Source organism: Pseudoroseomonas ludipueritiae, from assembly GCF_014490445.1.
Lineage (GTDB): Bacteria > Pseudomonadota > Alphaproteobacteria > Acetobacterales > Acetobacteraceae > Pseudoroseomonas > Pseudoroseomonas ludipueritiae.
In genome coordinates, this window is the sequence record NZ_JACTUZ010000009.1 from 37,947 (window position 1) to 53,394 (window position 15,448).

Here is a 15,448-nt window from a genome sequence, read left to right on the forward strand (position 1 = left end):
GCCTCCCATGCAGACCATGATCCCGTCGCCGCAGGGACAGACCCGGCTCTATGCGGTGATTGGTGATCCCGTGACGCAGGTGCAGGCGCCACACTTGATGAACGCCCTGTTCCACGAGGTCGGGGTCGATGCCGTCATGGTGCCGGTCCAGGCTTCCTCGGGGCAGCTTGCCATGGTCCTCCACGGGCTCATGGCCATAGGGAACTGCGACGGAATCCTGGTCACCATCCCGCACAAGTTCGCTGTGGCCGAACTGGTGGAGCGGCGCAGCGGCATGGTGGAGCTCACCGGCGCCACCAATGCGCTGCGGCGCGACGCGGATGGGCGCTGGAGCGCCGAGAACTTCGACGGCCGGGGCTTCGTCGCCGGGCTGCGGAAGACCGGGCAGGACCTGTCCGCCGGACCGGCGGTGCTGTTCGGCGCCGGTGGGGCGGGCGTGTCCATCGCCGCGGCTCTGCTGGAAGGCGGCGTGCGCCGACTGCACGTCGTTGACCCGGCGGCGGAGAAGGTGGACGCGCTGTCGCGGCGCCTGTCGGGGGAGTGGCCGGGGTCCATCCTGACCGGCGAGCCGCCGCTGCGCGACGCGACGCTGGTGGTGAACGCCACGCCGCTCGGCCTGCGGGTGGAGGACCCACTGCCCTTCGACCTGGCGCACCTGCGCCCGGGAACCCGCGTGGCCGACATCATCATGAAGCCGAGGGAGACGCGGCTGCTGCGGGAGGCGGCACGGCTCGGTCTCCCCGTGCAGCCCGGCCTGCCGATGCTGGCCGAGCAGATCCCGTTCTACCGCGACTTCTTCGGCGTGGCTGCGCCGGTTCCGGCGTAGCCACGGGGGTCGGGGTGGGTCCGGCCCACTGGCCGGACCACACCGGGCGCCGCTTCTCGGCAGAGGCACGCGGTCCTTCGCCGCAGGAAGGACTGTACCGGAGACCCTGCCCACCGATGACACGATGCCGTGGCCAGCCGCACACCGTGGCGGCTGCGCCTCGGAATGCGGCGCGTTCTCTCATTCCTTCGGTAACTGATGATTCGTGAGGAGCACATATGAGCGTCGCGGCTTCACCAACGTCACGAGCGCAGGCGACTGTCCCATTGCCAAAGTCAATCGCGACGGTCTGCCTCTCCGGAACCCTGCCGGATAAGTTGGAGGCAGCGGCCAACGCCGGTTTTGCGGGCGTGGAGGTCTTCGAGCAGGATCTGCTGACGTTCAGCGGCCGACCTCAGGATGTCCGTGCCCTGGCCGAGAACCTTGGGCTCGCCATCACGATTTTCCAGCCGTTCCGCGAGTTCGAGGCCATGCCAGAGCCGCAGCGTCTCCGCAATCTTGACCGGGCGGAGCGCAAGTTTGACGTGATGCAGGCCCTCGGCACCGACCTCGTCCTCGTCTGCAGCAACATCAATCCCGCCACCATCGATGATCCTGCCCGGGCAGCCGCCGACCTCCGGGAGATGGCGGAGCGCGCCGCCAAGCGTGGCCTGCGTATCGGTTACGAGGCTTTGTCCTGGGGACGGCACGTGAGGTTCTGGCGACAAGCATGGGACATCGTGAAGAAGTCCGACCATCCGGCGCTTGGCCTGATCCTCGACAGCTTCCACACGCTGGCGCTGGGCGACACTCTGGAGGGGTTGGCAGGCGAGGTGCCCGGTGACCGCATCAGTTTCGTGCAGCTCGCCGACGCGCCTCGCCTGTCGATGGACGTGCTGTCATGGTCACGCCACTTTCGTAACTTCCCGGGACAAGGGGAGCTGCCCGTCGCTGAGTTTACGAGGGAGGTACTGGCCGCTGGCTACACCGGCCCTCTCTCACTGGAAGTGTTCAACGACGAGTTCCGCGCTGCTCCGGCCCGCCGGATCGCGCAGGACGGCCATCGGTCGCTAATCTGGCTCGATTCCCTTGTGGCCGGACCCACGGTGCCCGCCACGCCCTTGCCGCCGCTCCCTGAGCTGGGCGGCTTCGAGTTCATCGAGTTCGCGGTCGATGAGGAGCAACGGCGGGGCCTCGGCGCCTTCATCTCCCGCCTGGGCTTCCGCCATATGGGCCAGCACCGCTCCAAGGCGGTCGAGCTGTGGCGGCAGGGCAGCGTCAACTTCGTGCTCAACGCCGAACCCGACAGCGCCGCCGCGGGTCACTTCGCGTTGCACGGCACCTCCGTGTGCGCCACGGCGCTCCAGGTCGACAACGCCTCGCGGACGCTGTCGCGGGCGGAAGCGCTCCTCAGTTCATCCTGGCGTGACCCGCTGGGCCAGGGCGAGAGCCGCATTCCGGCACTACGGGGTCCGGACGGGACGCTGATCTACCTGGTCGAACCCGGCGCGCCCGGGCGCGGCATCTGGGAGAGTGACTTCCACCTCCTGCCGGGCGCCGCCCGGCCGGACACCGTGTTGGAGAAGGTGGATCACCTCGCTTATGCCCTGACCGCCGGGCAGATGCCGGGCTTCCGCGCCCTGTTCGGCCTGGAACCGCAACCGGCGCAGGATCTGAGCGATCCGCTCGGGCTGGTGCAAAGCCGGGTCGTGAGCGACAAGGCCAACAACGTGCGGCTCGCCCTCAACGTGTCCGAAAGCCGCCAAACCGAAACCGGACGCTTCCTGTCGGCCGCCGCTGGCACCGGTGTCCACCACCTTGCCCTGCGCACCGCCGACGTCGGCGCCTTCATCTCCGAGCACGGTGTGCCCGTCCTTCCCATATCTCGGAACTACTACGAAGACCTGGAAGCGCGGTTCGGCATAGATTCTGCCACGCTCGCTAGGCTTGAGGGCAGCAACCTCCTGCATGACCGCTCGGAGACGGGTGGCGAGTTCACCCACGCCTACACCGCCACGTTCGCCGATCGGTTCTTCTTCGAGATCGTTGAAGCCAAAGAAGGCTACACCGGGTTCGGGGCGCCCAACGCTGCGGTGCGTTTGGCTGCTCAGGCACGATATCGGCTACGGAAAGCCACAGCGGCGTCAGGAGCCTGAGTCCGACCCTGGTGGACGCTCGCGATACGCCATTGCTGGCCATGCGCGAGTACCACAGGCAGGCCCGACGTCCACTTCGCCACATTTGACGCCTAGAAGCGAACTGCCAGCTATCGGCCGTACCAGGTCATCCAAATTGATGTCGGCAAAGTCTGCTTTGGATAGGCCGTGGCGGCTGCCTGCCCGGCCGCGGCTGACGCTGAACACCGCTGTCAGGTACCGGCTTCAGCCGGAGCGGCTGTCAGCTGCTCCGGTCTTGTTGCTTAGGGTGATCGGCGTAGGTTAGCGCCGCACTGCGCTCGCTGGTGGCGCCGCTTCGCTCCTGGCTTGCAGGCCCAGTCGCTTGGCGGCGGCCTGGGGGCTGGCGAGGGTCTGGAAGTCACCGAACCCGAGCGGCTGCTGCGGACGCGCGGCAAACTCGATCCGGCCGCCGTTGCGCAGGAAATTCGACACTGCGCGAGCGATGTCCGCGCCGTTGGGGAGGCTGCGAAGGACCGCGTCCTTCGTCACTGCCTGGGCGGCAAACTCCGCCAGCTGCGCCGGGGTGGCGCCAGTCTGCGCCTGACCAAGGGCGTAGACCTGGTTACGCAGGCCCTTGTCTTCCAAGCTCACCGTGGCGAGCGCCAGTTGCGCGTTCGAGACCATGGCTTCGATGGCCGCCGGGCTCGGCTGCTCGCCTGTCGAGAAGGCGCCGAGATCGACATGCAGGACCCGGAAGGTGGCGTCCAGCTTGCCGACGCCCTCAACGTTCAGGCTGAACGGCTCCACCCCAAGCACCCCCCCGGCCGCGTTGTAGGTCGTGCCGATCTGGAGATCGCCACGGACCACATCCGGCAGGGTCGACGTGTACTCGGCACCCGGTCCCGACTTCGGTACCGTGATGGAGATGCCGGTGGCGGCCAGGCGGCCCGTCTGGGCGCCCGGGCCTCCCGCCTGCTCTCCGGACACTTCAGCCCTGGCAATCTCGCCCACCTTGGTGTCGCCGTTGGCGACAAGCAGGTTGTCGAACGCAACCGTGTATTTCGGGCCAGCGATGTTCGGCGGCTGAGTGCCGCGGGATGCGGCATCCACGAGAGAGGCCAAATCGAGGCCGCTCATCGACAGGCGCGCGAACTCAATCCGGTCGACACCCTGCACGCTGGGAACGGGAGCGCTGAAGCCGTCCACAACAAGGTTGGACCCGCGCCCTGCCCCGTAGTTGCCCAGCGTCGCTGAGTCGATGGACGCCGAGAAGGCGAGGCTCCCGGCCCTGAGCTTCCGCATCGTCATCTCGGCAAAGGTGACAGCGCCCGGACTGATGGCTGCCGGAGCACCAGGCAGTGGCGGAGGGTACGTGACGTCTCGCGCGTCCATCGTCTCGACCGTCAGGACGCTTCCGTCGGTCCCACGATGCTGGAGGTTCTTGACGTGGATTGTCCCGACCCTTCCATGGTCCACCTTGGTCAGGTTCACCTGGTCGGCGGTGTAGAGGCGCCCGTCCGCCATCCGCATGGCCACGCCCGACAGGTCCGCCGCACGCGAGAAGGGATGGACCTGAGAGCCGGTGTAGGAGAACGATCCCTGAGGCCCGAGTGATGCCCGCACACTGTCCGTGGCGGCCCGCAGCTGGGCTTCGCCCTCATGCTGAGCCCAGAAGTAGCCCCCCGCGCCTAAAGCAGCGACGACACCAACCGTGCCGAGGGTCACCAAAGCTTTGTTCATCAGGCCGCCGTCCCACTCCTATGACGCGATTTCTTAGTTCTTTCGATCGCGTTAGGATAGAGAGGCCATGAGCCTCATGGGATGCAGCCACATGTCTCAAGCCTCATCGGAGGCTTAGACCCTCACCCTAGGAAGAGAGGCCACATCAACGGCGCCATCGGGCAGGTAATGCATGGGCCGCCCGAGCGCACCTCTGGTCGGTGCGCCGATGTGTCAGGGTTCCAAGGCCATTCGTCCGCCTCCACGGGTAGCCATCTGCGCCTGCGGTGCGTTCGCCGCCCCTGCCCTTCATCCCTAACCGAGAACCGCTCGTACGCGGTGAACCGGCGCATCGGGGGCTCAACCCGGCGCCCATAGATGCTCTCGCAAAGGAAGGCACACTCGGCCGCCTGCGCGTCCTCCGCCACGTCGATGTACCAGGCCCTGGGGTGCCCGTTGGCGTCGCCATTCCTCCGATAGCCCCGCGCCTTCAGGGTGTCCTTGTGATGAAACGGCGCCTCCATCGCCCAGATGCGCCAACTCGGGCGCCGGGCGCCCTCCAGCAGCCGGGCCAGGCCGGTGACGCCGGAGCGGAGCAGCGGCCGCTCAAGGATTTGCAGCGTCGCCTCGCAGTCGTGCACGGCGCGGTGGCCGTCGAAGAACAGCCCCTGCTTCATGGCCAGGTAGCCTAGCCTGCCGCCATCGAAGCCTTCGGCTGCCCAGTCGACCCCCTGCAGCGAGCAGGCCCAGGGCTTCGCCACGAAGGCGTCGCAGAAGACTTCGGAGAACCGGCGGTCGAAGCTGGCGTTGTGGGCGATCACGAGGGCCACCGGTTCGATGAACCGCGCCACCTCGGCGGGGTCGATGCTGTGCCCGGCTACCATCTCGTCGGTCAGGCCGGTCAGCTCAGTGACGGCAGACGGGATGGGAACGGACGGCTGGCGCAGCTGACTGAACGCCTCCCCCACCGCGTAGACCGTGCCGTCCAGCCCGTAGGTGAAGGGCAGTATGGCCATCTCGATGATCTCGTCCCGCAGCGGGTCGAGGCCGGTGGTCTCGAGGTCCAGGAGGATGCCGACGCGGGTCCGAGTACCGGCGGGAACCTCCAAGGGTTCGTGGGCGCCGACCCGGCGCAGCACGCGATATTGCCCGCTGGCCTCGAGCAGTGCCGCCATTTCCTTGAGCTGACTGGGATTGGGTCCGGGTATCACGTCACGCGGCATGCTGTTTCCATGTCCTGCAGCGCCTCCATGAGCCAGTGGACCAGAAGGGGAACAGGCGCCTGGCGGCTACCCGTCTGCCTGCGGCGCCCCCAGTCCCAGCTCCTGCCGGACATGGGCGAACTGCGCCGGGTCCAGCCCGCGGCGCTGCGCCGCCAGCCAGCGCAGCGCCTCCAGACCCTCCTCCGTGAAGTGGGCGCGGGCCATGTGCGGCGATCCGGCGCGCACCACCATCAGGCCGCGGTCCACCATGCTCTGCACCGCCGCCGGAACCTTCGGCTGACCGGCCAGCGGACCGCTGCGCCACACCCGCAGGAAGATGCCTTCGGCCAGTGCTGGCGGGCGGCCGAAGCGCACGCACAGCTCGCGCCGGATTAGGTCTCGTTCCGCGGCGTTCAGGAGTTCGGTCGGGCGATCGGAGGTGGGCGAAGGAGGCATGGAGGCGACATACCACCTCTGCTGGTGGACCAGCATCCGTGGCGCGCATCCGTCGCCGCACGAGTGCCTCCGTTCGGCCCGAGATCCGACAAGTTCCCCGGCGACGCTGGCAGCATCAGAGTTCCCCAATGGAGGTTCGGATGCGTCGGGCTGCTGTGTTGATGATGACGGCGATTGCCCTGAGCACGGTCGCACTGGCTCCGTCGGGCGTGTCGGCGGCGCCGGTCAGAAGTATCCTGGCTAGCGAGGCGAGTTCGCTCCACAAGGTGCAGTACTGGGACCAGCGCCCGTACGACGGCGGTTGGGAACGGCGCCAGCAGTGGCGCGAGTGGCGCCGGGAACGTGACGAGGCCCGCATTGCCGAGGCCGCGCGGCGCGAGGCGTGGCGCATCGAGCAGGAGCGTGAGCAACGCCGGGCATGGCGCTATCAGAACGGCTACGGCCCGCGTTACGAACGCGGCTGGTGACTGGGAGTTCGGCGCTGCAGCCGCAGCTCCGCTCGCCCGCCAAGTCGAGCTCCGGCGCGCGCCACGGCCCTGGCGAAGCGCCATGGCAGCTGACGAGGTATCAGTTCCAGCAGGCGAGGCTGGACTGCCTGGGACAGGATGTGCTGCGTTGGTGTCGGGAAAGACGATCATGGGCGAGCGCTCCGGCAGCAGCGCCTTGCGATTAGATATTCGCGGCGGCATCACCAAGGAATCTGCCTCGTCTTCCGCCGCCGATCCAGTCGATACGCTTCGGGCCGCAGAAGTAGCGATAGGTGGGGCACGCCGCCTGCGGAAGCGCGGCAGGCCAGCCACCACCGCTTCCTCGGCGGCGAACTGCATCGCGAGTTCATCGACCTCTCCCGGCGTCGCGCCTGCCCGGCCTGCCTGGCTCAGGTGCCGGTCCATCTGGTCGCCTGGGACTGCGCCCTGGTCACCGCCTGCCCCCGCCATAGCATGCGCCTCGTGGATAGATGCCACAGACCTCGGTGCCGGGGCCTGGGCTGGAACGGCACCGAGATCGTTCGCTGCGCCTGCGGCACCGACCTGCGCACGCTCGTCAGAAGCCCGGTCGACGCCGCCGAGACGGAGGCGAACGCGCGGGTGCTGGCGCTGGCCACCGGCGAGGCGGTTCCATGGCTACCCCACGCACTTTCGGCCGTGGGCCCCGCCGACCTCGTGCGCCTCGTCATGGTCACCGGCATGTTCCTGACCGGCTGGCGCAAGGAAAGACGCATCGAGACCCTGGTGGCGTCGGGACCGGACGCCGTCGCCCGCGTCATCGCCGAGGGCCTGCGCGCGGTCGAGGGCTGGCCCGGACCCCTGCAACGTTTCCTTGAGACGGCGCGGGCCGCTTCGGCGCCAGCAAGGCATTGGGCGCCTACTACGGCTGGCTGACGATGCTTGAGGCTGGCCCCTTCCGCGACGCCCTGGCCGAGGCGACACGTCAATTCCTTGCCAGCGACCTCGTCCTCGGGCGCCGGGCGCATCGTTCGCTGCTGCTGGGCGTCCACAGCGACGGCGTGGTCTGGAAGGACGTGGCGCGCATGGTCGGCAGATCCGTGGAGACGGCCAAACGGATGGCGAAGGCGGGCCTGCTGCCCACGCCCGACGGCGTGGGACGCGGCATCCCGGCGGTGTTCGACCGCGCAGAGGTGGAAGGAATGGCGGCCCAGCTTCGCAACACGCTGACGCTGGACGAGACTTCGGCGGCCTTGGGCGTGTCACGGTCGCGGGTACGGCGCCTGGTCGAGGGCGGCGTGCTGGAGCCAGTCCACCGCGCCGCCGACGACGGCTGGGGCCGCTGGGCGTTCCGGCGCCCCGACGTCGAGGGGCTACCGGAGCGCATGGCGGCAGGCGCCTCGGCCGACACCGGCGAGGCGAAAGGACTCGTCGACTTCGAGGTGGCGGCGGGCACGATGCAGCGGCGCCGCGTCGAGTTGGCCGCCTTCGTCCGGCTCGTGCTCGAGGGGCGGCTGCCGGTGGCCGTCCTGGACCCTGCCGCCGTCGGCCTCAAGCGGCTGCGGTTCGACCGGGCGGCGTTGCGGCAGGCGGCGATGGCGCTGGAGCGAAGACCGGTCAGCGGCCACGTCGCCGCCGGGCTGCTCGGCCTCAAGCGCGAGGTGGTGGCGCACCTGATCCGGCGCGGCCTGCTCCGAACCGAGGGCGGCGCCATCACGGCCGCCGAGTTCGACCGCTTCCGGACGGAGTTCGTCTCCGGCGCCGAGCTGGCGCGCGAGCGGGGCACGTCGCCGCGGAAGCTGGCGGCGGACCTGGCGGCGGCGGGGGTGCTGCCGGTCACCGGGCCGGGGGTGGACGGCGGGCGGCAGGCGTTCTTCACGAGGGAGGAACTCGTAGGCGGTCAGTGACAGCCCTGAAGCACTGCGCGCATGCTTTGGGAGGGCTGGCCATCCTCGCAGGATACGGAGTTATCCGGCATCGCCTGTGCTGGTGGCCTACTCAGCCAGCCAGGCGACCAGAGCACTGATGTTCACGGCGAAGTCGCGACCTTCACCCGGCCCACCTTTGTGGATGACCCCGATGACGCCGCTGGCGCTGTCGAGAAGAGGACCGCCGGACATGCCCTGGGTCAGCTTCTGCGAAACTTCGATGAGCCTTTTCTCGGGCCTGACGGCGAGGGATTGAACCTTACCTTCCCTGACATTGAGGCTGTCCCCAGGCCGGAACCCCGGGTAGCCGACTGCCACCGTCGCATCTCCGGTCGCAGCCGGACGCGGTGACATTTCAAGCTCGAAGAACTCCGTTTGTGGTATGCTATGGCTGAGGATGGCGAGGTCGCGGTCAACATCGACCTTCATCACCGTGGCAGTGAACATGTTGGCCCGCTTGCTCGGGTGGAACACTTCGACTTCCTTCGCGCTCTCTACGCAGTGGGCAGCCGTGACCAGCCCGACGTCCTTCAGGAAGAAAGCGGTGCCCTGGAGTTCGTCGCCTTGTTCGTTATAGACGTTGTCGAGGATCCAAACCGATCTATCACGCAATTCGGCCGACGTGGGCACAACGGCAATCGTGCGATCCGGGAAGCTCTTGTTGAACCGCAATGCAACGGAGCGGAACATAGGGTCGGTCTGGCCCCTGATATAACGGAGCCAAGAGATCTTGCCCTCAAGTGCGCGACGAGGTTGGACCTGCCACCATGCTCATCCACGAACTTCTTCTGCGCGTCCTTGAAGCCCAGCGTCTCCACGGAGTGGAGCGCTGCCCGAAGGTTCCGGACGTACCGGCGGTCAACGTTGAGCAGTTCATTGACCTTCAGGCCCGTGACGGCCTTCCGCGAATGCCGGTCGGCGTAGTGCGCCTTGGACGGGTTCAGACCAAAACCATTGCTGACGAGGCGAGGTGGAAGTCGGAAGCCAGAAGGTCGGGCGAGAACTGCCCCGTAGGCGGCACCGGACCTTCGAACAGCGCCGTCATCGGCTGATGGCTCGAGAAGGTGATGTCGTCGGCGTAGCGCGTGTAGATGCAGCGTGCTCCCTTCGCGACGGCCATCAACTCCTTGTCCATGCGGAAGTAAATCATGTTCGAGAGCACGGGGCTGGTCGGCGCGCCCTGTGGCAAGTGGCCGCTATGGCAGCAAAGCCGCGTGATGATGTCCGCCACGCGTTCGCTGATGCCAAGGAAACGGAGGACACCGGCGACCCTGTTCTCGGTGATCGAAGGAAAAAAGTCTGCGAGATCGAGGTTGAGCAGAAAACGCCTTCGCAGGTGTGCCTGCGCGTTCGTCTTCACCGACCTCGCTTGAACGAAGCCGTGGACCGGGTTCCGCACGCGGTAGAGCTGGTCGAGCAGCAGGGCGATGCGCCTCTGCAGATGCTTGAGGCGCTCGTTGGGTGCATGGATGACCCTGGTCTTGCCCTTCCCTTTGGCGATGTCGAAGCGCTTGTACATGCGCCTGCGGAACCACCAGATTTTCCTCAACTCGTTGTCCGACATGCTGAGGTATTCGAGAAGCGCCGCTTCGCTGGACAGTTCGGGAAGCGGGGAGGCCTTAACAGCGAAGGCACCAAATCCGGACCCGAGCACGAGGTCTCCCTTCCAGTCACGCCAGGATGTCGCATAGGACGTGGCGCGCACGACATGTGCAGACATTAACTCTTACGCCGCAGTTGCTACAGCGCGTATGCGAGGGGATACCTCGTCTCCGCGTGCTTACCAGACGAATCGCGCGCCATCTACTCGGGTTAGCCGGATGAGGTGTCCGCGACAAGTTAGCCACCGCTGGCCAAGCCTAGACCTGAGGGTTTCCTAGATTGCCTGCTGAAGCTGTCAAGCTCGCCTACGAAGCAGGCCTCGATGCGCAGCTAATGGCTTGCTATGACGCCCAGCGACAGCCCGGACGTCTCCGCCAGGTAGGTTTCCGTCGCCGCCAGAAGCTCCAGGTGCTCGCCTTCGGCCAATGCCCGCGACAGCCCCGGCTGCACGATGAACACGGCGAACTCGCGCTCGGCGCTGCGGAGCCTGCCCTCCAGCTTCCGCAGGGCGGCCATGTCCCCCCGCTCGAACCGGCTCGGGGCCGCGCGTGCCAGGCGCTTGCCCTCGCGTGACTGCAGGTGGCGGAACAGCGCCTCGGCATCGTCCCGCCAGCGAACGCACTTCTGCGCCTGCCCACAAACCACGTACAGGTCGTCGAGCCTCGCACCCGGCTTAGCCCCTTCGGAGTACTTGCAGTGGTAGAGGTGCACGACGATGCGGTCGGGCGTGTCCCTGATGGCAACCACGTCGGCGGCCTCACCCGCATCGTCGTCGTCGAAGACGATGTCGAAAGCCTCGTCCCCCGTCTGCGCGAGCAGGTGCCGGATCACCTTATGCTGCACGGAGTCGGGGCGCTTCTGCGCCTTCTGCGACTCCTTGCGGATGTCGGTGCCCGTCCAGTCCCACGCGGCGATCCGCTCGCGGGAGTACGGGATGCGCGTGGCCATGCCCTGGGGAGAGAACAACTCGTTGGCGAGCAGCACCGCGCCATTCGCGAAGTGGACCCAGGGCGAGTTGTCCGCCAGCCAGTCGCCGAGCGGCGTGCGCCTGCCGCCGACGTTGATGTAGGCCGGTGGGCCGCCCGCCGGAACGTAGCGGACGCCGTTCGCCCCGAACCGGAACTCGAAATCGGCGGATCTGGAGTCGTCGCCGACGGCCACAGTCACCCGGAGCTTCAGCGGGCCGCTGTCCGTGCGCTCCGCCGGGCCGAGCTCAACATCGAACAGCTGCGCGGATGCGTCGCCGATCTCGATGGTGACGAGGTGCTCCGGCCTCTTGAGCAGCTTTTGGTCCCACTCGATGAACATGGGCACGAGCCGCGGCCGCTCCGTCACCTCGGTCGGCACCATGGCCCGACGGAAGATGTCATCCGGCTGGATCGTGTCGTCGAGCAGCTTTGCGCCGACGTGGCGGCACCAAGCCACCCATTCGGACATGTCGTGGGCCACGAGGTAGGACCACAGCCTGCCCTTGCGGGAGTACCCGACCGTCACCTTGCTACCAGCCTCGTACCCGACGCCGAACAGGTTCGACCTGATCCTGTTGCCGATCGTCGCCTCGGTCACGGCGCGGGCGGCGTCGGAGCCGGAATGCATCGAGAACCTCACCGCCCGGCCGATGGTGTGGTTCAGGCCGAGGTTCATCAAAAGCAGCCGGTTGATGCCGTGCAGGCAACGGAACACGCGGTCGCCGCTGATGACGGCGACGTCGTCGCCGCAAACCGCCTTCGCCAGGCCCTCGTGTAGCGTGGCATTGTCGGAGCTGTTGATGAACAGCAGGCCGCGGTCCTGATCCCAGTGCAGCAGGTACAGGTGCCAGACCGTGTTGGAGACCTCCTTCACGGCGCCCCAGGGCACCGCCTCCTGCTCCTGGGTGACGAAAACCAGGGTGCGACGCCCCGCATTGACCATCGGTCCCGCATGGATGCGGGCCCGCTTGCGGAGGGCCTCCTCAGCCCGGCCCGGCGACCATGCCGCGCATCGGGTTCGGTAGACCACGGCGCTCATCTTGGGAAAGACGTTCTGCAGCGCGATGGGCGACTCTGGGCCCGTGAAGCCGTCGAGGAACTCGGAACGGCGCGTGTGGCGCCCGACTGCCCCGGAGCTCAACTCGGTCAGCAGCCGGTTCCAATCGGCGTCCTCGGCGTAGAGGTCCCGCAGCCGGTCCTCCATGTCAGGGCTGGCGACATTGGCGACCACCGTCGCCCGCCCCAGTTCCTTGTGCGCGCGGGTGAAGCGGCCGGTGAACTGGAGCGTGATGGCGAGGCTCTTGTGGGGGGCGTGGATGGCCGCGATCTTGAGGTTGGGGTAGTCGAACCCCTCCCGAGCATGTTCACGCACACGATGACCCGCGCTTTCCCTTCGCGCAGCCGCGCCAGCGCCTCGATGCGCTCGGCCTCCGGCATCCTGCTGTGGACCAGGGTGGGCCCGTGCTCCGGCGCCAGCGCCTCGTAGACCTGGATGACCTCCTTTGCGCGTTCGATGTCCTCGGTCCGCGCCATGACGACGTGGCGGTACCCGGCACCGATGTCGGCCTCAAGCTGCTCGATGGCGGCGGCGGCGATCGCCTCATCCGCGGACGGCCGGTCCCAAGCCATCACGCTCCTCAGGTTGATCGGGACGAAATAGCCGTCGGCCTGCGCCTTCGACAGCGGGTAGCTGAAGATGACCCGCCCCTCCACCAGTTTGCCGTCGTTCCGGAACGGCGTCGCCGTGAAGCTCAGTAGCCTATTGCGGGACTGCGCCAGGAACAGCTTGCGAAAGGCGTCCCAGGTCGGCGCGGGCGCGTGGTGCGCCTCGTCGATGAACAGGACGCCGCAGAGCTGCGCGATGCGCTCCTGCACCTCGGGTTCGCACCCCTGCAGCACCTGCATGTTCGCGACCACCACGTTGCAGCGGAGAAAGAGCTTCTCCGCCTCCTCGACGGTGCGGGGCCTGTGCTTGAGGGTGCCCACGACCGGATACTGGGCGCTCTCAGCCAGGACGCCGAGGGTGCGCAGCAGCCCGAAGGTTTTGAACTTCTCCGCGATCTGCCGCCTGAGCGCGGTGCTGGGCACGACCACCAGGAGCCGGTTCATCCTCTCGCGCGCCATGATCGCGAGCATGGTCTCGGTCTTCCCGGTGTCTGTCGGCATGACCACGGTGGCCGGATCCCCGATTCCCCGCCAGTGAGCCAGGGCCGCGTACAGGGCACCGACCTGCGGTGGCCGCAATCCTTGCGCCAGCAACTCCCGTCTCGCGTCCCGGGTTTCCTCGCGGAAGGTGAACGCATCCGCCCACGAACTCCTCGCGGCAGCCGCCGCCCCGCCCGGGGCCTGCCAAGCCGCGGCGGCCGTGCTGACCTTGGTCCAAGCCGCGTCGAGCTCTTCGGACAGCGCCCCCGGGTCAGCGGACAGGCTGCCGGGCCTGCACACCAGAACCTGCTCGAATCCTTCATCCCCCTTGGGCTTCCGCTCGAGCAGCAGGGTGGACCCGCTCCCCTCGATGTCTAGGGCGAGGCCGTCCGGCGCCCCCGGGGCGTTCAGGCGGCGGGCGGCGACCGTGGCGTTCCGGGGCAGGTGGAGCAGCTGGCGGATGGGGTTCCCGGCAACCTGCTCGTCTACGGCGTACTGGGGCGGCAGCTTCAACCGGTCGCCAATCTTCAGCTCAGCCATCGAGGACCCCGCGCGCGACCGCGCCCAGGATGGGCCGCCAGCAGCCGAAAGGATGCCCAAGCTCATCCTCGTTTTCTACTTAGAATTGATCACCCTCGGCATCGCTGTCGCTGTGCCAGCAGCCACTGGGTGTGCGGATACAGGGGACGGGTGCCGGTATCTTCCTCACCCGCCGATCGACTGCAGGCGCCTCTGCCCTGTAGACTCCGGCTCCATGCCGCCACCACCTCAGCCACGCATGCCTGCCCAGGACGAGCCACGGCCGCATAGCCTCGGCCTCGAGCCCTCCCCAGACGAGAGCCTCCAGAGCTACGTCTTCCGGCTCGCTCGCAGGCGCCGGACGGAACCGCCCCATGCCTTGGCGATCCGCCTCGGCTGGGCCCGTCTCGCAACCCGGGTGCGGCGCGATGTGGTGGAACGGCTTGCCCGGGAGGCTCAGGTTCCCCTCAAATCCTTGTTGCCGCTCTGGCGTGGCGACCCAGACAACTCGCACGTCCTGTTCTGGAACCGCAGGCTCCCCGTCAGTGCCTTGGACTGGCGATCGGGCGCCGGGCGCAAGGTCTGCCCTGAATGCTTGGCTGAGTTCGGGCGGCATCTCGCCGTCTGGGATCTGTCCTTCGTCTCCGCCTGCCCGATCCATCGCGCGGCGCTTGTGGACACCTGCCTTGCATGCAAGCTCCCGCTCAGCTGGAAAGGAGACGATGTGGCTTGGTGCGGCTGCGCGGCGGGCGGCGACCTGAGAAGGATTCGGGCGGCGCCAGTCACGCTCGAGCAGGCCCACGCCACCGCCTGCGTCCAAGGCATGCTGGGCGACCCGCGGTTCGCGTCCGAGGGTGCCGAGGCGCTCGCGCGGCCGCCGTTCCAGAATATGACGCCGGGCCGGGCCGTCGAGTTCCTGGTCCGTCTTGGGCTCGACGCAGTCGCGACCCGCCCGCGCCGCCAGCCCTTCGCCTTCGAGCGGCTCGGAGACTACGACGTGCCGCCGCACGAGTCGCTAGCGCGCGCCTTGGCAGCGGTGGGCAACTGGCCAACCGGGTTCCCCGCCGTCCTGGACCACCTTCGGCGACACCATGTCACAGATGTGGGGGAAGCGACACGACGCGTGACCACGCCGGTCGTACGCTGGGTGACCCATGTGTCGGGTGGTGGCGGAAAGGAGATCCGGAGGGCGGTGGCGGAGTACAGGCGGGCGACGCGGGCACTGCCTGGATACGTATCGTGGCACGACAAGCGGAAGGCCCGGGCGGCGGCCATACGCTCCGACGGCGAGGAGTGAACTGGCGGCGGCTTGTGTTCGTGACGATGCCGCCCGCCTGCCGGGGAAGATTGGCCCACCCTCGCTACGTGACCACCGGGACTTGAAGCGGAGCCGCTGCAAAAGCTGGCGCCGGTGACTGCTCCAGGCTGCGTCGGCCGGCATGGCAGCAAGCACGTTTGTCGGTTCCGTAAATCACTGGAAACTCAAGAAGAAATGCTAGTCTTGGAAATGGCGCACGAACACTCGGCCAGTCCGTTCTTTC

Annotated in this window: 12 protein-coding genes; 6 read left to right on the forward strand and 6 right to left on the reverse strand. The window is 67.6% G+C overall.

Translation table 11 applies throughout. The features are described from left to right. The first annotated feature begins 7 nt into the window (after positions 1-7). Both IBL25_RS04495 and IBL25_RS04500 read left to right on the forward strand, forming a co-directional pair. Positions 8-826 (forward strand): shikimate dehydrogenase family protein, encoded by an 819-nt coding sequence (locus IBL25_RS04495; RefSeq protein ID WP_187777360.1) that lies wholly within the window; start codon positions 8-10, stop codon positions 824-826. Between the two features lie 218 nt (positions 827-1,044). Continuing rightward, on the forward strand, positions 1,045-2,961 hold the full coding sequence (locus IBL25_RS04500) for a bifunctional sugar phosphate isomerase/epimerase/4-hydroxyphenylpyruvate dioxygenase family protein (RefSeq protein ID WP_187777361.1): 1,917 nt from the start codon (positions 1,045-1,047) through the stop codon (positions 2,959-2,961). A 282-nt stretch (positions 2,962-3,243) separates the two neighbouring features. Here the strand turns inward: IBL25_RS04500 and IBL25_RS04505 are convergent, their stop codons facing one another. From IBL25_RS04505 to IBL25_RS04515, 3 genes are all read right to left on the reverse strand, one after another. Beyond that, positions 3,244-4,662, reverse strand: a complete 1,419-nt coding sequence (locus IBL25_RS04505; protein ID WP_187777362.1) for a hypothetical protein — start codon at positions 4,660-4,662, stop codon at positions 3,244-3,246. 122 nt (positions 4,663-4,784) lie between these two features. Further along, a complete protein-coding gene (locus IBL25_RS04510; protein WP_187777363.1) occupies positions 4,785-5,864 on the reverse strand; it encodes a 3'-5' exonuclease in 1,080 nt (359 codons plus the stop codon). A 66-nt stretch (positions 5,865-5,930) separates the two neighbouring features. Further along, positions 5,931-6,335 (reverse strand): hypothetical protein, encoded by a 405-nt coding sequence (locus tag IBL25_RS04515; RefSeq protein WP_187777364.1) that lies wholly within the window; start codon positions 6,333-6,335, stop codon positions 5,931-5,933. A gap of 125 nt (positions 6,336-6,460) precedes the next feature. On the opposite strand from IBL25_RS04515, the gene IBL25_RS04520 reads away from it, so the two are divergent. The 3 genes from IBL25_RS04520 to IBL25_RS04530 all read left to right on the forward strand — a co-directional run bounded on the left by IBL25_RS04520 (position 6,461) and on the right by IBL25_RS04530 (position 8,652). After that, positions 6,461-6,766 carry a hypothetical protein gene (locus IBL25_RS04520; RefSeq protein ID WP_187777365.1) on the forward strand — a complete coding sequence of 102 codons (306 nt, stop codon included), beginning with the start codon at positions 6,461-6,463 and terminating at the stop codon, positions 6,764-6,766. A 138-nt stretch (positions 6,767-6,904) separates the two neighbouring features. Beyond that, a complete protein-coding gene (locus IBL25_RS04525; RefSeq protein ID WP_187777366.1) occupies positions 6,905-7,681 on the forward strand; it encodes a TniQ family protein in 777 nt (258 codons plus the stop codon). Then, positions 7,657-8,652, forward strand: a complete 996-nt coding sequence (locus IBL25_RS04530; protein ID WP_187777367.1) for a helix-turn-helix domain-containing protein — start codon at positions 7,657-7,659, stop codon at positions 8,650-8,652. The genes IBL25_RS04525 and IBL25_RS04530 overlap by 25 nt, the downstream gene beginning before the upstream one ends. An 87-nt stretch (positions 8,653-8,739) precedes the next feature. Here the strand turns inward: IBL25_RS04530 and IBL25_RS26650 are convergent, their stop codons facing one another. The 3 genes from IBL25_RS26650 to IBL25_RS04540 form a co-directional block, all read right to left on the reverse strand. Next, positions 8,740-9,363 carry a S1 family peptidase gene (locus IBL25_RS26650; RefSeq protein WP_202986678.1) on the reverse strand — a complete coding sequence of 208 codons (624 nt, stop codon included), beginning with the start codon at positions 9,361-9,363 and terminating at the stop codon, positions 8,740-8,742. 250 nt (positions 9,364-9,613) lie between these two features. Next, a complete protein-coding gene (locus IBL25_RS26655) occupies positions 9,614-10,393 on the reverse strand; it encodes a reverse transcriptase family protein (protein ID WP_202986679.1) in 780 nt (259 codons plus the stop codon). Between the two features lie 1,996 nt (positions 10,394-12,389). Next, the gene (locus tag IBL25_RS04540; RefSeq protein ID WP_187777368.1) at positions 12,390-13,928 is read right to left on the reverse strand and encodes a DEAD/DEAH box helicase; all 1,539 of its coding nucleotides are present in this window, start codon (positions 13,926-13,928) and stop codon (positions 12,390-12,392) included. A gap of 238 nt (positions 13,929-14,166) precedes the next feature. Between IBL25_RS04540 and IBL25_RS04545 the strand changes: the two genes are divergently transcribed. Continuing rightward, positions 14,167-15,204, forward strand: coding sequence for a TniQ family protein (locus IBL25_RS04545; RefSeq protein ID WP_187777369.1), 1,038 nt, complete (start codon positions 14,167-14,169; stop codon positions 15,202-15,204). Positions 15,205-15,448 lie beyond the last annotated feature (244 nt).